Origin of the sequence: Leptospira kobayashii (genome assembly GCF_003114835.2) — a bacterium.
Classification (GTDB): domain Bacteria; phylum Spirochaetota; class Leptospiria; order Leptospirales; family Leptospiraceae; genus Leptospira_A; species Leptospira_A kobayashii.
This window is the reverse complement of the sequence record NZ_AP025028.1, coordinates 3890744-3910492: the sequence shown is the minus strand read 5'-3', so window position 1 is coordinate 3910492 and position 19749 is coordinate 3890744. Positions and strand designations below refer to the sequence as shown.

The 19749-nt window shown below is 40.9% G+C and carries 18 protein-coding genes; 11 read left to right on the top strand and 7 right to left on the bottom strand.

The genetic code is table 11. From position 1 onward, the window contains the following. The first annotated feature begins 8 nt into the window (after positions 1-8). The 4 genes from DI077_RS17870 to DI077_RS17855 all read left to right on the top strand — a co-directional run bounded on the left by DI077_RS17870 (position 9) and on the right by DI077_RS17855 (position 4529). Complete coding sequence (locus tag DI077_RS17870) at positions 9-1049, top strand: hypothetical protein (protein ID WP_242935274.1); 1041 nt, start codon at positions 9-11, stop codon at positions 1047-1049. Between the two features lie 68 nt (positions 1050-1117). After that, positions 1118-2335 carry an acetyl-CoA C-acetyltransferase gene (locus DI077_RS17865; protein WP_109021627.1) on the top strand — a complete coding sequence of 406 codons (1218 nt, stop codon included), beginning with the start codon at positions 1118-1120 and terminating at the stop codon, positions 2333-2335. A 69-nt stretch (positions 2336-2404) separates the two neighbouring features. Next, positions 2405-2743, top strand: coding sequence for a Zn-ribbon domain-containing OB-fold protein (locus DI077_RS17860; RefSeq protein WP_109021626.1), 339 nt, complete (start codon positions 2405-2407; stop codon positions 2741-2743). Between the two features lie 292 nt (positions 2744-3035). Beyond that, positions 3036-4529 carry an Ig-like domain-containing protein gene (locus DI077_RS17855; protein ID WP_242935273.1) on the top strand — a complete coding sequence of 498 codons (1494 nt, stop codon included), beginning with the start codon at positions 3036-3038 and terminating at the stop codon, positions 4527-4529. A gap of 22 nt (positions 4530-4551) precedes the next feature. Here DI077_RS17855 and DI077_RS17850 read toward each other — a convergent pair whose 3' ends face one another. Both DI077_RS17850 and DI077_RS17845 read right to left on the bottom strand, forming a co-directional pair. Further along, on the bottom strand, positions 4552-6174 hold the full coding sequence (locus tag DI077_RS17850; protein ID WP_109021624.1) for an alpha-glucosidase: 1623 nt from the start codon (positions 6172-6174) through the stop codon (positions 4552-4554). 2 nt (positions 6175-6176) lie between these two features. After that, entirely contained in the window at positions 6177-8726 is a 2550-nt protein-coding gene (locus DI077_RS17845) for a [protein-PII] uridylyltransferase family protein (protein ID WP_109021623.1), read from the bottom strand. A 45-nt stretch (positions 8727-8771) separates the two neighbouring features. Between DI077_RS17845 and DI077_RS17840 the strand changes: the two genes are divergently transcribed. From DI077_RS17840 to DI077_RS17830, 3 genes are read left to right on the top strand one after another with little or no spacing between them, the layout of a single operon-like run. Beyond that, on the top strand, positions 8772-9257 hold the full coding sequence (locus DI077_RS17840) for a hypothetical protein (RefSeq protein ID WP_109021622.1): 486 nt from the start codon (positions 8772-8774) through the stop codon (positions 9255-9257). After that, a complete protein-coding gene (locus DI077_RS17835) occupies positions 9254-10453 on the top strand; it encodes a glycoside hydrolase family 172 protein (protein ID WP_109021621.1) in 1200 nt (399 codons plus the stop codon). Before DI077_RS17840 ends, DI077_RS17835 begins: the two co-directional genes overlap by 4 nt. Next, positions 10446-11378, top strand: coding sequence for a sensor domain-containing diguanylate cyclase (locus DI077_RS17830; RefSeq protein ID WP_109021620.1), 933 nt, complete (start codon positions 10446-10448; stop codon positions 11376-11378). The genes DI077_RS17835 and DI077_RS17830 overlap by 8 nt, the downstream gene beginning before the upstream one ends. A gap of 19 nt (positions 11379-11397) precedes the next feature. Here the strand turns inward: DI077_RS17830 and DI077_RS17825 are convergent, their stop codons facing one another. Beyond that, positions 11398-12576, bottom strand: a complete 1179-nt coding sequence (locus DI077_RS17825; RefSeq protein ID WP_167837204.1) for an MFS transporter — start codon at positions 12574-12576, stop codon at positions 11398-11400. 73 nt (positions 12577-12649) lie between these two features. Between DI077_RS17825 and DI077_RS17820 the strand changes: the two genes are divergently transcribed. Next, on the top strand, positions 12650-13117 hold the full coding sequence (locus tag DI077_RS17820; protein ID WP_109021618.1) for a MaoC family dehydratase: 468 nt from the start codon (positions 12650-12652) through the stop codon (positions 13115-13117). Here the strand turns inward: DI077_RS17820 and DI077_RS17815 are convergent. The 4 genes from DI077_RS17815 to DI077_RS17800 form a co-directional block, all read right to left on the bottom strand. Then, complete coding sequence (locus tag DI077_RS17815) at positions 13091-13627, bottom strand: winged helix-turn-helix transcriptional regulator (protein WP_109021617.1); 537 nt, start codon at positions 13625-13627, stop codon at positions 13091-13093. The two genes, DI077_RS17820 and DI077_RS17815, sit on opposite strands and share 27 nt — an antisense overlap. A 144-nt stretch (positions 13628-13771) precedes the next feature. Next, positions 13772-14944, bottom strand: a complete 1173-nt coding sequence (locus DI077_RS17810; protein ID WP_109021616.1) for a thiolase family protein — start codon at positions 14942-14944, stop codon at positions 13772-13774. Between the two features lie 60 nt (positions 14945-15004). After that, positions 15005-15475: a GNAT family N-acetyltransferase gene (locus DI077_RS17805; RefSeq protein WP_167837203.1), complete on the bottom strand. Its 471-nt coding sequence runs from the start codon at positions 15473-15475 to the stop codon at positions 15005-15007. Between the two features lie 7 nt (positions 15476-15482). Next, positions 15483-15929, bottom strand: coding sequence for a MarR family winged helix-turn-helix transcriptional regulator (locus DI077_RS17800; RefSeq protein ID WP_109021614.1), 447 nt, complete (start codon positions 15927-15929; stop codon positions 15483-15485). A gap of 217 nt (positions 15930-16146) precedes the next feature. On the opposite strand from DI077_RS17800, the gene hrcA reads away from it, so the two are divergent. Genes hrcA through dnaK form a run of 3 tightly spaced genes read left to right on the top strand, consistent with a single transcriptional unit; the run spans position 16147 to position 19748 of the window. Then, entirely contained in the window at positions 16147-17178 is a 1032-nt protein-coding gene (hrcA, locus tag DI077_RS17795; RefSeq protein WP_109021613.1) for a heat-inducible transcriptional repressor HrcA, read from the top strand. Between the two features lie 13 nt (positions 17179-17191). Continuing rightward, the gene (gene grpE, locus DI077_RS17790) at positions 17192-17788 is read left to right on the top strand and encodes a nucleotide exchange factor GrpE (protein WP_109021612.1); all 597 of its coding nucleotides are present in this window, start codon (positions 17192-17194) and stop codon (positions 17786-17788) included. Positions 17789-17816: 28 nt separating this feature from the next. Next, a complete protein-coding gene (gene dnaK, locus DI077_RS17785; RefSeq protein WP_109021611.1) occupies positions 17817-19748 on the top strand; it encodes a molecular chaperone DnaK in 1932 nt (643 codons plus the stop codon). Position 19749 lies beyond the last annotated feature (1 nt).

The window sequence follows — 19749 nt, the reverse complement described above, 5'->3', positions numbered from 1 at the left end:
TAAAATCAGTGTCGGGAAAAAGTAAAATATCCAAAGAGAAAATTTATTTTTTCCTGATCCTTTTCTCCATATTCAATTTCACTCATCTTCTTTTTAACCAACATCTTTTTGCGGAAGGGACAACGATTGTAGAAGATGAGGAAGACGAAAAACGTCTTATGGAGAATCACGCGGTAGAAAAACTTCGATTCGGATTGGCCAACCACATTCATTATTACAAAATCAAAAAAACAAAAAATACCGTCGTAGAACAACGGTCAGGTCGTAAGCGATTGTATGATCATAATTTGTTATTACGCGCTCTTTTTCGTGACAAGCTGATTCATAAAAAATACGGATCCCTCGGTTCTTTGTTCGAAGGTGCTACGTTTATTGATTTCGGAAGTGCAATTCTTTATGAGGAAGGCGCAGTTACTGTTCGTGATTTGTATGAAGACACATTACTCCAAGACCACCTGAGTAAAATCGTTGCGACCGACATCAATGATACCGAATACGATCATACCCGTTATATAGAAATTCATATCAAAGAAAGAGAGCCGTTTCCTTTTGCGTTCAATGAAATTCCCGTTTTGATCGATGACCCGGAATACATTCGTATCCTGACAAAAATCTATGCGAAGAGCGAATTCTCTCCGATCATCTTCCGTTCTACCAATTCCGGTCCCGATCTTTTTTATACGGTTGAGGAAATGAAGGATCATTTCTTATCCATACTGACTGCAAATCCGAACAGAAACATTCTCTACTTCTTCAATCGTTTCATCTTCTTCCGATCAGCTTGCGCCACTCAATTCCAGTTGATCGGAACCATTGATGAAAGGATCGGAGTGAATCATAGTTTCAGCGCCTGGCGTTATGTAGATTGGAACAAACGAAGTTTGGAAGAAGCATTTCGTCCCAATCTAAGATACATTCGCCTTGTGGACGAATCGAGACTTTCGGTGGCGGATCGTTTGGATGCTTCCTTTCTGAACCAAAGCTGTTTTCTATCCAAAACTTTGCGTTTTTACGGGAACAAAATTAAGAAATCTATTACAAAATCATGATTTTTTGTATTCAATACAACCGAACTCTGTACGTTTTTACTAAGTCCATCCCAGAGAGAGGTTAACCAATGGGTAACGCCTATATTATCGATGCAGTCAGAACTCCTAGAGGAAAAGGGAAAAAAAGGGGAACTTTAGCCAGTGTCCACCCCCAAGAACTTTCTGCTGCTACTTTGAAAGCCATTCAAGAACGAAATGGTATTGATCCTAAAACTGTTGAAGAAGTCGTAATGGGATGTGTGTCCCAAGTAGCCGATCAGGCAGCATGTATTGCTCGTTATGCGGTAATGGCCGCACATTGGCCGAAAGAAGTTCCAGGTTATACTGTAAACCGTTTCTGCGGATCAGGATTGCAAGCTGTGAATAACATTGCGAACCACGTTGCTTCCGGAGCAATGGAGCTCGGTGTTGGCGGTGGTGTTGAATCCATGAGCCGTGTAAAAATGGGCGATGATATGATTGGCCGTGATTTTAATGTGGGCAATGATAAAATTGCACAACACTATAATTTGGTTCCGCAAGGAATTTCCGCTGATTTGATCGCTACGAAATATGATATTTCCAGAGAAGAAGCGGATCGTTTTGCCGAATCTTCCCAAATCAAAGCTCATAATGCGATTCAAAACGGATATTTTAAAAAATCAATCGTTCCGATCAAATTAGATGATGGAACTATTGTTACTGAAGAAGAAAATCCTCGTATTGAATCAAACTATGCATTCCTTTCCGGTCTCGGTCCGGTTTTCAAAACTATCGGTGAACAAGAATTAGATGCAATTGCACTTCGTTCTTATCCTGAAATCAAAAAGATCAATCATATTCACACTCTTGGAAACTCATCCGGAATCGTGGATGGAGCTGCTTCTCTTTTGATCGCAAATGATGACGGATTGAAAAAATACGGTTTGAAACCAAGAGCAAAAATTCTTGCTACTGTTTCCACCGGTGAAGACCCTACGATCATGTTAACAGGTCCTGTTTCTGCTTCTCAAAAAGCGTTGAAGATGGCGGGACTTTCCGTAAAAGACATCGACCTTTGGGAAATCAATGAAGCATTCGCTTCTGTAGTTCTTTACGCTAAAAAAACATTGGGAATTGATGAAGCAAAGATCAATGTAAACGGCGGAGCGATGGCACTTGGTCATCCACTCGGAGCAACCGGAGCAATCCTTGCAGGAACTGTTCTGGATGAACTTGAAAGAAGAGATCTTAGATACGGATTAATTACTCTTTGTATCGGTGGCGGTATGGGAATCGCTACAATCATAGAAAGATTAAAAAATTAATTACTATCTATCCAGGTTAGTCATTCGCTAACCTGGATTTTAGCTCTCTTTAAAATCAATGGATCAATCATGACAATAGCTTCCGGACTAGAAGGAATTCAGTGCAAAGACTGTGGATTTAGGGTAATCGAATTATCCATTTCCTGCCCAAGTTGCGGTAGTGATCGCATTGAACCTGTTCTTCTAAAAGAAACCGGCACTATTTATACATTCACAATTGTTCATATTGGGTTCGGTCATATGGCGGAACGCGCTCCTTATGTTTTGGCAATTATCAAAACGGATGATGATTTAAAACTCACAACCATTCTGGAAGATCTTTCCGATTTTGATTCCGTGGCGATCGGCAAAAAGGTAAGATACAAAAGAACCGATGAAAAAATCGGCCCTATCTTTCAACTGGCTTAAGGCTTGCGAAAGTCGAATCACAAGCAAAGTTCATCGTAAATATAATTACAACTTTTCCTATTAATAGTATTTTTTATAAGCTCTTTGACTGGTTTGCATCCGAATTATAAATTCCGAGTAAAACCTCACTTTTTTTCTTCCGGTGAAATGAAATTCCGATATTCTTGTTATATAGAATAAGTGAATTTATCAATAAATTTACTCGTTTCCCGCTATGACTCCGACCTTAGTATTGTACAAGCGATTATGTCGTTTTAGTAAGAGATTTATTTTTACATCTTCTTTGTTCTGTTTGGCGACTTGTGCTCCGAGTTTGGATCAATCCACTTTGGATATGGTTTCACAGTTGCAGTTTTTACAATGCTCTGTGGGTCAAACTTCAGCTTGTAGAACCAAAACAAACCTATCCGTTGTTTCCATTGAACCTCAAGATAAAGCAGTTCAGGTTAGCACGAATGTATCCATTCGAATCAGTTTTAGCGAAAAGATTTTATCGGAATCCATCACCGTACAGTCTTCTTCGGGAGCTTGCAATCAATCCATTCAAATAGGGGATTCCGGTTTTGAGAATTGTATAGGATTGAGTCTAGTATCTAACACGGATCAGACGATTATTGTTAAACCGATTGTTGCTTTGGATATGAACCGGATTTACAAAGTCAAAGTAAAAAACACGATCCTTTCCGGCAGTGGTTCAAGGCTGGCTGCAGATTATTTACAGGAAACCGGTTTTAAAACAGCAACGACATCGGCCGGAGACTCGACACCTCCTACAATCGGAGGTGTATTGAGTTTTTCGGGAGTTACTGCAACCGGTGTGACAGTAGACTGGCCGGCTTCCGCTGATGATTCCACGGCAACTGCAAACTTGGAATATAAATTGGTAAAAGACGACACATCTGTTTCCAATATAAATACGATTTCACTCGCAAATTCCAAATCGGGTTCCGATTTGATTTTGAATTGGACGACAAATGTACTGAGTCAATCAGTCACATCTCTTTCCGCTTCAACAAGTTATCATTTTACGGTTTTAGTAAGGGATTCTTCCGGAAATATTTCCCAGTATACACCTGCCACACAGACGACTTCAGCTTTACCTGATACGACTGCACCGACTACAGGCACTGCTATTTCTTTCAATTCAGTACTACCGATGAAACTCACCGTGCAATGGGGTGTAGGAACCGATGCGGTAACACCTGCAAGTGGGTTGGAATATAAATTGGTAAAGGACAACTCTTCCGCTTCTAATATCAATACGATTGCATTGGCAAATGCCAAATCGGGAGCGGATTTACTGATGAATTGGTCTGCAAATGTCCTCTCAAAGACTGTAACCGGCCTCACTGCTTCGACCGCATATTATTTTGCCGTCTTGGTTCGGGATGCGGCAGGCAATATGAGTTTATATTCTCCTACTTCGCAAGTAACAGCGGTTCCGGATGTTACACCTCCTTTGTTTTCGGGAGTAACGGCTGTTACTGACGGCGGCTCGGGAAGTTTAACGGTGTCATGGGCTCAAGGGACTGATTTGGTTTCCGCTCAAGCAGATTTGGTGTATGAAATTTGTTATTCTACGGCCCCCGGTGTATGTACCGGAGGTTTTACTGCCAATGGGGGTACAACTTCCGCCGGAGTTTCCGGATGGATCATCAGCGGCTTGGTTGATGGAACCTATTACGTTGTGGTCCGTTGCAAAGATGAATCAGGAAACATTAGCACCGGTTTAGTGGAAATGTCTGGAGCTGCTTCCGGTTGTCCCGGCCCCACTCCTTGTTCTTAAGTGCAAACAATCTTATCATTTATCAATTTCCGAAAATTATCGCTTCGTTGGGAAATAGATGCAAGAACCCATCGTCTAAATCCTGTTTTAAGTAAGCAGGTCTTGGAGCCGTGCTAAATAATATATTTTTCAAATTCCATTTTCTAGGATAAGAAACTTCTGCATCTTGGTTGCTGAAGTTGAGAAAAATATAGGTTTCTTCCTTTCCTTCTTTTCGCTTATAGAAAAGAACATTCTTATCTTTACTCAAATGGATTTTTAAATTTCCCTTTCGAAGTGATTTGCGTTCTTTTCTGATGGATATGAGTTTTTTATAAGTGTAAAACAAAGAAGATTTATCTTCTTTCTGAACTTCCACATTCACTTCACTGGATTTTGCATAGATAGGCAACCAAGGTTTGCCAGTGGTGAATCCCGATTTTTCCGAACTGTCCCAAGCCATAGGAATTCTTTCCGGATCTCTTCCCGGATGGAAAGGCCAATACTTTTTACCGACAGGATCTTGGATTTCCTTCCTTGAAACCTTTTGTCTCTCCATTCCGATTTCCTCCCCATAATAGAGAAAGGGAGTTCCTCGAAGAGTTAACATCATAACAGCGGCAATTCTAGCTCTTGGAATGGTTTCTTTTCCTTTCATATAACGGGTGATATGTCTTGGAAAATCGTGATTGGAAAGGGTGTAATTGGGCCAGTTGTCCTCGCCTAAGGCGGATTCGAAATCTTTTACAATCTGAAAGAATTTTTCCGCCTTCCAAGGGCTGAAAAGAAACATAAAATTAAATGCAAGGTGGAGTTCATCGTTACGTCCGCAATAGGTGGCAGGCAGTGTCACGTTTCCGGGGAAATCCTGCATGACTTCGCCGACAGACATTCTCTCCGGCTCGTAAGAATCCAGAAGTTTACGAAGACGTCGTAAGATACCGTGCATTTCGGGACGGTCCCTATCATAAGTATGAACCTGTTTGTCATAAGGACGAGGTCCTTTCATGAAATAAGAAATATTGTCTCTTAGAAATTCATCTTTTACGTATAAGTTAACAACATCTAGGCGGAAACCGTCCACTCCCATCTCCAACCAAAAACGAATCATTTTGAAAATAGCTTCTTCTACTTCGGGATTTCTCCAATTGAGATCGGGTTGCTCTTTTAAAAAGGAATGGTAATAGTATTCTCCCGTTCTTTTGTCAAATTCCCATCCAAGCCCTCCGAAGGTGCCTAACCAGTTATTGGGAGGTTTGCCATGCACAGGCTCTTTCCAAATGTACCAATCCCTCTTAGGACTGTTTTTGGAAGATCTTGATTCTATGAACCATGGATGTAAATGAGAAGTGTGATTTACCACTAGATCCATTATGATTTTGATATCCCGCTTATGTGCTTCCTTCAATAGTCGCCTAAAGATTGTTAAATCTCCAAAATCGGGATCAATCTGTTCATAATCGGATATATCGTAACCAAAGTCCGCCATAGGCGAAGGATAAACCGGTGATAACCAAATGGCATCTATTCCGAGAGAATCCTTTGTACCTGCAAGATAGTCCAATCTGTCGATGATTCCTTGCAAATCTCCGATCCCATCTCCGTTTGAATCCTGGAAACTTCTGGGATAAATTTGATAAATTACTGCTTCTTTCCACCAAACCATAGTTAAAAACTAATTTCGAATATACCCTGATTCTGTTTCATCCTGGCAACTTCTAAAATTTTCTCCTTTAATGAAAATAAGATTTCGGAATCTTCCAATTTTTGACCTGTTCTTGTCTGAATATAAAACGAATCATAAGCGAAGTCCGCACTGGTAGAGATACGAACGAATATTACATCCAAATCAAAATCCAAAAGTGTTTTTAAGATTCGATACACAAGACCGATCGAATCGGGAACTCTGATTTCCAAAACGGAATATGAATCGGATTGGTCGTTGGAAAATTTTACCAACTCTTCCACCATTCCATCAGGGATTTTGGGAGGAGATGACCATATATGTTCTGTTAAAGATTCTTCTTCTATATTGATTTTGCCGGAAACACAGTCGGCTATCATATTTTCTATATTCTGAATTTGTTCGGGAGCGATCGCACCGCTTCCGAATTGATCGGTAATTTGAGATTGAATGATGATGATGTCATTGTCCGCGCGAAACAGTCTCATTCCCACCAGGTTCAAGCCGAGAGATGAAATCGTTCCGCTCACAAAGAGTAACAACTGTCTGTTTACTTCGCTGAATATGGTAACAGTAATAAATGCCGGTTCCGATTCTGAAATAAACCGGAAAGGGATTTGCATATTTTTCCATTCCACTATATTTATAAAATGTTGGAATACCCGGCGGGGTGTATTGTAATTCAGATAAGATGAAGGTTTGATCTCCGTTGCAAAATTTACGATTTTGGCAGCGACTTCCGGATCCAGTCCTTCTTTCTCCTGAAGGTAAATTTCCAAGGTTTGTTCTATTCTTTCATTCGAATCAATCAGGTTTGTTGCTTTTTCCAAAACTTTCAAACTCGCACTGAATAGAAAAAATAAAATTTCTTTCTTCCAATTTGTCAAAACGCCTTTGCCGACGGATTTTGTATCAATAATGGTTAAAACATATAACAATCGTAATGTGTTTGTATCCGTAAACATCTGCGAAAAACTCTGAATCAATTTAGGATCGTAAATATCCCTTTTGGAAGAGAGATCGGACATGATGATATGTTCTGCCACTAAAAACCTAAGTAGTTCGGTATCTTCTTCACTGAATCGAAACCGTTCCGCAATGATCAAAGCAAGTTCCGCTCCGTATTGACAATGGTCTCCTTCTTTGACCTTACCCGCATCATGGATCAGAATGGCAAGGACGAGAATATCGATTTTTTGACAATCATTGAAGACAGCTTGTACTTGCGGATCCTCCCAGACTCCTTCTTCCAGCTTGTCAAGTTCCCGGAGTATAAGTAACGTATGTTCATCGACAGTGTATTCGTGGTGATAACTGAAAAGAGGAAAATTGGAGCAAGCTCCGAACTCAGGGATCAATTTTCCGAGTATATTGCACTCATGCATAAGAGTGAGAAGATGGCCAACTCGTTTTCGGTTTCTAACAAATTGTAAAAAAGTATCGATCACCGTACCGGTGTTTTTGAAATCATCGTCGATAAAATGAGAAGCAAATCGCAAGTCATTTAAAATGATGCGGGAAGGTTCGATTTCCTTCAATTGGCATTCCAGAAAAAAATGCATGATATCATCATAGAAAGTATCTGGGTTGGAAAAATGACGGGTGTAATGATCCAAACTGGGTGAAGTTTTCTTTTCCAGATACATTCCCAAATAGAAATATACGTCTTTTTGGTGTTTGTACAATACACTCATGAACTTTTCGATGGAACTTAGTTCTGTTTTCGAGCCAAAACCCAAAAACTCCGCCACTTCCGATTGATAATTCAAATCCAATCTGTCGTTTTTTCTACCGGATAATATATGTAATGCGGTTCTGGATCGTAAAAGAAAATCATAAGCTGTTACTATCGGAAGGGTATCTCCGTTCAGGAAATAATCGAACACCCCACCTTCTCTCTGTGAAGCCGATGTATATGTTTTTTCGATCCAATACATCAATTGGATATCCCGAAGACCGAGTGAATCGTTTTTCAAATTCGGTTCGGAAAGTAGAAGAGGATTGTAGGAATTGATGATCCTTTCCTTTAGAAAATCCAACTTCCATTCGTTATATTCTTTGATTCTGTCTTTGGGAAGTTTGTCTAAAAATTGATTTTTGTAATCTTGATAAAGAGCTTTTGAACCGATCAAAAACCGTGAATCCAAAATGGCATGATAGGATTGGATATTGTCCATTGATAGAAAGGATTCTTTGATCGTTCTGCAAGCATGCCCTACCTCTCTTTCGTTGTTATAAAGATAGGTATTGATTCTTGAGATAATTTCCGTTAAATCCTGTTTGCTTAACTTTCCATCATGAAGATAGAGTAGGTCAATATCCGAATAAGGTGCCAATTCCATTCTGCCGTATCCTCCGATGGGAACCAAGGCAAGATGTTTCATAATTGGTATTTCCTGATCTATGGTTTGATACAGACTGATCAGTGATGAGTCGACCAGATAACTCAATTGGCGTGTGAAAAGTCTACCCGAACCGATTGTTTTGGCTTTTGGGAAAGTTCTTAGAAGTTTTGCCTTGAGTTCTAGTTTCATGGAATAAAATCTTGGTAAGAAATATATATATAGGACAGATTAAACATGAAAGCCTGGATTAAAATAACATTTCGTTTGATTCTCTGTCATTTATTCTCTTATCTTTTGGTTTCTGTTTCCTATTATAACCTGGTTATGAAAAACTATTACCAAGGTGAAAACCCCGTATTCGCCACCTTTCTAGTTACGGAAAAAAATCCAACCGAATGGGCGATAGCTATGACTTGGCTTTTTCCATTCCAGATACTGCATGCATTGATTTTTGTTTCTTTTCTGATTCTTATTTGGGATTGGTTTGCGACCCAAAGTTTTGCCAAAAGGTTTCTTTCCGTATTTTGGTTGAAAGGACTCATCGGAGGGATTGCAAGCATAGGACCCACTCCCGGAAATTTGGAAGGATTTCTTTTCTTTTTACCGTCTGTTACCACCTCCATTCATTTGTTGGTTGCTTTTGAAGTATTATTACAATCTGCCGTGACCTCATTTCTTTTCGTTTTTTTGACTAAAAATTTTAAAGCTGACTCCCCATGAAACCTATCATCTTCCATCGACTTTTCTTTTCCAAATTTTTTGCAATCATTGCCACATTTTTCATCTTTAGCATGTTAGGTGCCCAGTCTTGGGAAAATCAAATCTGGCTACCGAAGAATTATAAATCCGAAAGAATATCCAGTTATGATCGTTCTGGCGGAAACGATGACTTTATCGTCATTCCTAAAAATTCAAAAGTGACGATCGCGAATATCTCCGGTGCAGGCGTTATCAAACATATTTGGTTTACCTTGGCTTCCAAAGATCCTATGATCCGCAGAAACGCGATTCTGAGAATCTATTGGGATAAAAACCTGCATCCTTCCGTAGAGGTTCCGTTAGGTGATTTTTTCGGACAAGGTTGGGGGGAGGAATATATTTTAAACTCCCTTCCTCTTGTTGCCGCTCCCAAAAAAGGCAAAGCACTGAATTCTTTTATTCCCATGCCGTTTTCTTCCGAGGCCAGAATAGAAATAGAAAATCAGTCTGACTTAGAGATACCCAGTTTTTATTTTTATATAGATTACGAATCCATGAAATCGGAGCCGGCCTCAAAGCTAAGGTTTCATGCATGGTGGAACAAATCAGTCACCGAGCCTGCAACGGATTCAGGCAAAGAAAATGAATGGTCTTTGTTAGGCGAAACAGAAAAAGCTCCTTTGCATACGAAGAATAATTACACAATTCTCAAAACCAAAGGAAAAGGTCATTTTATCGGTCTTAATCTTTATGTGGACTCTCCAACACCTATGTGGTATGGAGAAGGAGACGATGCCATTCAGATTGACGGAGAGGTCTGGCCGCCAAGATTGCACGGAACCGGAACGGAAGATCTGTTTAATACCGCTTGGTGTCCCAAAGAGGTTTTTATGCATCCGTATTTCGGATACCCTCGCATTTCGGACGGCACTGGTTGGCTTGGGCGAACGCATCTTTATCGGTTTTGGATCGAGTCTCCGCTCGCTTTTGAAAGAAATTTCCAATTTACAATTGAACACGGACACGCAAATTCCTTGACCTTGGATCTGGTCAGTGTAGCTTATTGGTATCAAGAAATAATTAACGAGCCGATGCCGGTTTTGCCGAAAAAGGAGTTACGACAAAACCAACCTGAAATTAATTTTCGTCATATTCATAAGTGGCGGGACTCGTTTAGAAGTGAAAAGGGAAAAGGATTAATCTGGGGTCATGAGTGAATTTTTAGTAGCGGATATTTCGCAAAAAATCGTAGAACATTCAATCGATGCTATCATAGTATTGGATTCGGATAACAAAATCAATCTTGTAAATCCCGCCTTAGAAGAGTTAAGCGGATTTCATTTTGACGAGTTGAAGGATAAATCTTTGGATTATTTATTTCCCAAAGAAGTCGATCCCGAAAAAAATAAAACAGCACAAATTACAAATTATATCACAAGCGAAGACGATCATTATGTGACTGGTCACTTACGTGAATTGGAACTCAATACCAAATTAGGTGTTACTATTCCGGTGGAAATCAGGGCTTTTGAGATCAGCCCAGCTTCCGACGGAACAAAACTTTTTGCGACTTTCATTCGGGATATCCGGGATCGAAAGAGATTGGAAGACCAAAGAACTCTTCTGATCAATAGTTTGAAACGACTGGCTTATATGGATGAGCTGACACTTTTACCTAACAGACGTTCATTTTATGATTCCGTTCAAAAAACAATCGCAACGGTAAAACGCAGAAGTCGAGATTCCGTCCTGGCGGTTATGGATATCGATCTTTTTAAAACCATTAATGATACTTACGGTCACGACATAGGGGATATGGTCTTGAAAGCGATCTCCAAAATTTTTACCGATTGCCTCCGCGAAGAAGATACGATCGGAAGAATAGGTGGAGAAGAATTCGGTTGTATTCTCCCGGATACGGATGTTGAATGCGCTACGTTGGTTTTGGATCGGCTCAGAGAATCCGTAAAAGCACATAGATTTTTTATATTTGATAATTTCTATCTGAACGTCACAATTAGCATAGGTTATACGAAAGTCCATTCCAACCAACAGGCGGAAGAAATCATCAAATTTGCGGACATCGCACTATATCAGGCAAAAAATTCAGGAAGAGATAGAATTCAAGTTTATCCCGTATAAGCTTGAATTCACCTTTCCTTTAACTGACCGGTTGCAAGGACTTGTTCTTCGTTTGTGATCCTACAAGCAATAACAAAGAGATGATTACGATCCCGGAAGCGACCACTCCGAGAGTTTGATAGCCCCCTAAATGTATGACCCTTCCTCCCACTAATGCGCCCAACGATGTGCCTATATAGATGGAAGCGGAATGAAGTGCCAACAGAACGGGAGCTCTTTTGGAATCAAGCGCAGTTAATCTTGCTTGTTGTGCTACCTGAGAAGACCAACCGAAGACACTCCAGATAAAAATCAAAATTCCAATGGCATATAAAGGCATTTGAATCAGACTTAAGATGGGCAAAATCACAACCTGGGTTGTGCAAACAATCACAAGTGTGGGAACCGCACCGATCCGATCCGTTAAAAACCCGCCTAACTTGTTTCCGAAAATCGCTCCGAATCCGAAGATCAAAAGTATGCTTGTTACTCCTATTTTTTGAATTCCGTATCTTATTTCCAAAAAAGGCGTGAGATAAGTATAAAAGGTGAAAATTCCTCCCATAAACAAAACGATAAAAAATACGGCGATCATAAGTCTGGGGCTCAGGATGACTTCTTTCAAAGTGGAAAGCGAATTGGGCACGGCAACAATTCCACGTTGTATTGATTTATAAAGTATCATCAAACAAACGGATGCAAGTATGGCAACCACTCCGAATGTAAAACGCCAGCCGAAGGCATAACCGATCCAAGCACCTGCAGGAATTCCAAATGCCTGTGCCATAGTCAAACCACCAAACACCGTGGCAAGTGCTCGTCCTCTATGTTCCGGGCTTACGGAAGCGGCACCGACTGCCGAAGCAACGGGAGTCACGACTCCGCTTCCAATTGCCATAAGAACACGAGCTACTAACAAAACCGAGAAATCGGGAGAAAAAATTGCCAATACCGAACCAAGTATAAGCAAACTTAAACCGGCAAACAATACATGGGCACGATCCTTACTACCTGTGATGGCAACTAGCAAGGGAGAGGAGATGGCGTATGTGATTGCATAAATCGTCATCAACCAACCTGCGTCTGAAGGAGTGATTTGGAAAGCACTCGCAACCGGGCTTAATACTCCAATGACGACAAACGCTCCCAAACCGACCGCAAAATTGGCAAGGGCGAGTAATAAATGCAATCTACGAACGGATGTTTCGAATTGGTTCAAGACGGATTCCTCTCTTTTTATTGACTTCTTTACCCATACTGACTATCATTATGAAAGTTACAAGGGGGATTTTATGGTCAATGGCAAAATAGCGGAAGAAGGGTTGTATTTGGAAGATTTGTCTTTAGGTAGAAAATTATTAAGCGAGTCTTACGTTGTTTCGGAAGAAGAGATCAAGGAATTTGCGGGCAAATACGATCCTCAGGATTTTCATTTGGACGATTCTTTGGCGAAAGATTCCTTATTCGGAGGACTTGCTGCCAGTGGATGGCATACCGCTTCTATCACAATGCGTTTGTTAGTTGGAAATGGAAAACTAATCAAAGGCGGAATTGTAGGAATGGGCGGAGAGATCAGTTGGCCGCGTCCCACACGTCCGGGAGATACGTTACAAGTAGAAAGCGAAGTGATAGAAATCATTCCTTCCGGTGCCCGTTCCGATCAGGGAATTGTAAAACTTCGAAGTAAAACCAGAAATCAAAACGGGAAAGTGGTTCAGTTGTTTATCGCAAAACTATACGTTCCCAGAAGACCCGCTTAATTTTCTTTTTGCTTTTTTGGATTTTCTATCATTTGCAAAATTGATTCGGGCGATCGTATTCTGATTTGCCACAGGTCCCGGCACGAATTTAGAACTAATCCTTGTTAGTGGTTTTTTTGTGTGTTTGTCTACAAGAATGGGGTCAATGACTGCTTCCGAATCCGAATCTACCAGAATGACTGCCTTACCTTCGGGAGCCAAGTATTGATTGCCCCAGGCAAGCAAAGCTATGAGCACGGGCCGGAAGTCTTTGCCTTTTTTCGTAAGAATGTATTCATAACGGGGAGGATTGGATTGGTATTGTTTTCGTTCCAATAACCCGGAGTCTACCAAAGATGTAAGCCGTCTGGTTAACATATTCGGTGCGATTTCCAAACTCTTTTCAAATTCGTCGAACCGGGTGAGCCCATGCATTGCATCTCTTAAAATCAAAATGCTCCACCATTCACCTACCAATTCCAAACTGCGGGCTACAGGGCATTGCATATTCCCAAAACTTTTACGCTTCATAACTCAGTTATAATAAAATAACTATCATAATACAAGTAACTATTTGGGTGTTACCTTTCCGTTTTCAAAAAGAAACTAATTTCTTTTTGAAATTTGTTCGCGGATAGAATAACACCCGGTTTTAGTGAGGTTTTATTTTAAATTTCAATTCGAGTTTTCAATTACGATCGCAATTCCTTGTCCTCCTCCGATGCAAAGAGAAGCAACTCCGTATTTTAAATTTTTCCTTCTCAATTCGTAAGCAAGAGTCAAAGTAACTCTGGTTCCGCTGGCACCGAGGGGATGACCTATTGCAACCGCTCCACCGTTTACATTCGTTTTGTTTTTATCCAAGCCCAATTCCTTCATGATTGCCAAAGCTTGTACGCTATAGGCTTCATTGATTTCGAAAAGGTCGATGTCTTTCTGCGAAAGCCCCGCTTGTTTTAAAGCTTTTGGAATCGCATAGATCGGACCCAATCCCATCATTTTCGGATCACAACCGACTACCGCATAACCTAGAATCTTCGCCAAAGGCTTTAAATTGGAAACTTTTGCATAAGAATCGGAAGCCAAAATCACCGATCCCGCACCGTCATTGATTCCCGACGCATTTCCAGCGGTAACGGTTCCGTTCTCTGTGAAAGCAGGGCGAAGGGATTTCAATTGGCCTACACAAGATTCGCCTCGGATGTGTTCATCGTGAGAAAACAATTCCGCTTTTTTGGATTTTAAAGTAACAGGAATGATTTCTTCTCCAAGGATTCCATTATTCTTTGCGGCTTCCGCACGGACTTGGGAAATACCGGCCCATTCATCTTGTTCTTCTCGGGAAATTTTATAATGGGAAGAGATGTTTTCGGCAGTCATGCCCATGGGGGATTGATACAGACTATCAATCAAACTGTGTGCCAGATAATCTTCCAAAACACTATCTCCGTATTTGCCTCCCCATCTTGCATTCTTTGCAACCATAGGAGCATTGCTCATGGATTCGGTTCCTCCGGCTAAGATCAGAGAACTTTCTCCTGTGCTAATTTTCCTTGCGCCGGATATAATCGCTTCCAATCCCGATCCACACAATCGATTGACCACCAATGCGGAAGAACTTTCCGCCAAACCGGCATTCAGCGCAACATGTCTGGCTAGATATGCGGAATTGGAATAATCTTGGATCACATTTCCATAAACGGATTCTTCGATTTCTTTTGCATCCACACCGGAACGTTTGATCGCTTCTTTTGCGGAAATGAGAGCGAGTTCCGCAGATGTGAAATCTTTCAAAGCTCCTCCGAATTTGCCAAAAGGAGTCCGAGCTCCTTCAACGATTACTACCATATTGTCTCCTTTATAGTGTATATACACTATTTAACGAAATTTTTTTATTTTTCACTTTGTTTAATTCTCGATCATTTCTTTTTTCATCAGGTAATTGGTAAGTTCTACTTCACCGATCCTGACAATATTGGGTGAAACAACCTTATATCCTAATGTTTCAAATAAAGGTTTGGCAGTTTTGCTTACATGAGACTTTATTGATTTTCCACCTAATGATTGGACATGATCTGTCAAAGTATTGAGTAATAATTTTCCGATACCTTTGCCCTGACTTTTGTGATGAACAAATAAAAGATCCACATAATCGTCATCCTTTAGAGAAGCAAATCCGACCAGATCGTTTCCTTTATAGCAAAGTATGAAATATTGTTCCGATATTCTTCGAAGCCATAAATCTTTGGAATCGGATCTGTTTGCCCAAGCTGATAATTGTTCGGAATTATAATCGTTTCTACTGATGGCCAAAACCGTTTCTCGAAACAAAGTTATGATCTGTTCCAGGTCTTCTTTTTCGGCAAATCGTATTTCCATTGATGTCTTATTCCGGCACAGCCTTTCTGATTTCATGTAATAGTCGTAAGCCGGTATTTAATTTTTCTTTTCCCAATTCCTTTTCCATATGGGCTTGTGCCTTCTTCCAAAGGTCGATGGTTTCTTCCAGTTTTTTCTCTCCCTTTTTTGAAAGAGAAACAGAGCGTACGTTACCTGATTCCGCTTTTTCAATTTGAACTAGGCCGTCTCTGCGCAAAATTTCGAGGCTTCGTTGCAAAGTGGTCCGGTCAATGTCGGTAATTCTGTTTAAGTCGGTGATGCTGCATTCCATCTGATGGGCAATACTCAGAAGTATTGTAAACTGAGTGATTCTGATCCCGCTCGGTTTGAGGAGTAGGTCATAGTAAGAAGTAATGAGCCGGGTGGTTTTTCGTAAGTTGAAGTTGAGACAAACCCGGCCCATCGCTTCCAAATCGTGTTTTGAGAAATTCATCTGAATCCCCTTTGGATCAAGCGTGTATATACACTTTCCTTCGTCCAGTATGTTTTTATAGATGAAAACGGAAAATTTTCAAAGAAATAGCACTGAATGGGGGAGACTGCTCCATTTTTTTAGTACTTGCTTGACCAAAAACATAGGTTTCCATAAACTTTTAGTATATTTTAGCACTCTAATGAACAGAGTGCTAAAAAAGAGATAGAAACAAAGTATGGATCTTTCACCAAGACATAGAGTCATTTTGAAAGCCCTCGTTGAGGAGTTTGTTTCGGACAATCGGGCCGTTGGTTCGAAAACCCTTTCCGAAAAATATGACATTGGCCTTTCACCCGCTACCATCAGGTCCTCTCTTGCAGAGTTGGAAGATATGGGTTTCGTGGTGGCACGTCATACTTCCGGGGGACGAGTTCCTACGGAACGAGGATACAGGTTCTATGTAGATAGCCTCGTAACTCTTTTTGAGCTTACGATTAAGGAAAAACAAAGAATCCAGGAAGAGTATCTTAAGATGCAATTCCGTTTGGATCAAGTGTTGATAGCTACTTCCAAGGTACTGGCGTCGCTTTCGCAAAGTGCGAGTGTCGTGCTTGGTCCGGAAGGTTCGCTTGATACTTTGAAACATATAGAACTTATCCATGTAAATGGAAACGAAGTTCTTATGATTCTTGTTATGCGGTCAGGTACCGTATTGAACAGAAATATTTTTTTCGATCATCATATTTCGCAGGAAACTCTTTATCAGATTTCCCGTTATATGAATGATAATGTGAAAGGTTTTGATGTTCACGAAGTCCAGAACAATCTCATTCCCCAGATGATGATGAGAAAAGACGGACCGGAAGATTTTGTGCAATTGGCACCTTCCATTGCCCGTGCGATGGGTACCGAAAGTATGGTTGGAGACAATCTCTATATAGACGGATTGAAAAATCTATATGAGAACTTCAAAGACGAGGAAGATCATTTGGAAAATATTCTTCATCTATTTGATGAAAAACATTTTTTACGGAATTTTTTCACGGAACATGTCCCGATGGATGGAGTTTATACCATCATCGGTCAGGAAGGAGATACGAAGTTAGGTGGTGTGACAATCATCACGACGAATTATCGTATGGGTGAAAAAAGAATCGGTTCTATGGGAATCATAGGACCGCAGAGGATGAATTATAACAAGACTTTACCACTCTTGGAATTCACATCCAAATTAGTTTCTGAAATGATTACAAAATTAAGTCGTTAAATTAGGAGGAGAAATGGCAGAAACCAATGAAACATTAGAACAGGAAGGTTTCCAACCGGAAACAAACGGACAGGCCGTCTCCGATGAAGCGAAAGCCGAATTGAATGAGGATACACAATCCACTCAAGGAAATGTTGCGGATTTGGAATTGGAAAAGGCAAAAAAAGAGATCGATACTTTGAAAGATTCCTGGCTCAGAGAAAGAGCGGAATTTCAAAACTACAAACGCAGAACTGCAAACGATCTTTTGAATGCCCGCAAAGATTCGATTAAGAAATTTGCGGAAAGTTTTCTCGGAGCATTGGACAATCTGGAACGAGTAACAAACGTTACCAATCCAACGCCTGAAGTAAAAGCATTTGTTGACGGAATTCTTATGGTTCAAAAGGAATTTATTTCCGTTTTGGATCGGGAAGGAATCAAAAGACTGGATCCAAAAGGAACTCCTTTCGATCCGATGTTTATGGAAGCAATAGTATCTGAAGAGAGTGCGGAGTATACGGAAGAAATCGTGATAGAAACCTATCAAATGGGTTATTATCAGGAAGATGGGGAGTCAAAACAATCCATCCGTCCCGCAAGAGTGAAAGTGGGAAAACCACAAAGTTAATATTAATAGGAAATAAGGAGAGAAGACCATGTCCAAAGAAAAAATCATAGGAATCGATTTAGGAACAACTAACTCATGTGTTGCTGTAATGGAGGGTGGAGATCCTGTTGTGATCCAAAACTCCGAAGGTGCGAGAACGACTCCTTCCATCGTTGCATATACGGCAAAGGGTGAAACCATTGTTGGTCAATTTGCGAAGAACCAGTCCATTACGAATGCAGCGAATACAATTCGTTCTGCGAAAAGATTTATCGGTCGCAGATTCAATGAGACCGGTGATGAAGCAAAGATGGTATCTTACAAAATCATCCGTGCCGGAAACGACGGAGTGAAATTCGAAACTGTATCAGGCGAATTCACACCACAGGAAATTTCAGCACGTATTCTTCAAAAGATGAAGAAAACTGCAGAAGACTTTCTAGGTCATGAAGTAAAGAAGGCGGTTGTAACCGTTCCGGCTTATTTCAATGACGAACAAAGACAAGCTACGAAAGATGCGGGTCGTATTGCAGGATTGGAAGTGGAAAGGATCATCAACGAACCAACCGCTGCCGCACTTGCTTACGGTTTCGATAAGAAAAAAACCAACGCAAAGATCGCAGTGTATGACTTAGGTGGTGGAACTTTCGACGTATCTATCCTCGAGCTTGGGGACGGAGTCTTTGAAGTAAAATCCACAAACGGTGATACTCACTTGGGTGGGGACGACTTTGATAACGTAGTAATGCAGTGGTTGATTGACGAGTTCAAAAAACAAACTGGCATCGATATTTCAGGTGATAAAAATACCGTTCAACGTTTGAAAGAAGCGGCTGAAAAAGCTAAGATTGAACTTTCCGGAACAACTTCCACTCAGATCAATCTTCCGTTTATCACTGCGGATGCGTCCGGTCCGAAACATTTGGATATGACTCTCACCAAAGCAAAGTTTGACGATATTACAAAAGCGCTTGTTGAAAAAACTCGTAATCCTTGTTTGAACGCTCTTCGTGATGCGGGGCTCAGTGCCAGCGAAATTGATGAAGTGATCCTGGTCGGTGGTTCTACACGAATCCCTGCGGTTCAAGCATTGGTAAAAGAGATTTTCGGAAAAGATCCGAACAAATCAGTAAATCCTGATGAGGTAGTTGCGGTAGGTGCAGCGATCCAAGGTGGAGTTCTTGCAGGAGATGTAACGGATGTTCTTCTACTTGATGTGACTCCGCTTTCCCTAGGTATCGAAACTCTCGGTGGGGTAATGACTAAGCTCATCGAAAGAAATACTACCATTCCTACGAGAAAATCTCAAGTATTCTCCACTGCGGCAGACAGCCAAACAACTGTTTCTGTTCACGTATTGCAAGGAGAAAGGGAGATGGCGAGTTACAACCGCACACTCGGTAGATTCGACCTGGTAGGTATCCCTTCTGCTCCGAGAGGAGTTCCTCAAATCGAAGTTACATTTGATATTGATGCGAACGGTATCGTTCATGTTTCTGCGAAGGATTTGGGAACGGGCAAAGAACAAAAGATTCGTATTGAATCTTCTTCCGGATTATCCGAAGAAGAAATCAAAAAGATGGTAAAAGATGCGGAAGCTCATGCGGAAGAAGACAAAAAAGCAAGAGAATCTGCGGATACCAAAAACGAACTTGAGTCTATTGTTTACCAACTGGAAAAAACAGTAACAGAATCCGCTGACAAATTGGATGAGTCCGAAAAACAACGTGCAACCGATGAAGTGAAGCGCGGACGTGAAGCAATGGAATCCGGAGATCTCGAACGTATGAAAGCGGCTCGTGACTCTATCCAACAAATTGCAATGCAAATCGGCCAAAAGATCTATTCACAAGGTGCGGAAGCGGGAGCTGGGCCGAATGCAGGCGGAGCTGAACAACCGGAGTCAAATAACGGTAGTTCTGCGGGTGGAGAAAAGGTAGTGGATGCCGATTACACGGTAGTGGACGACGATAAAAAATAAA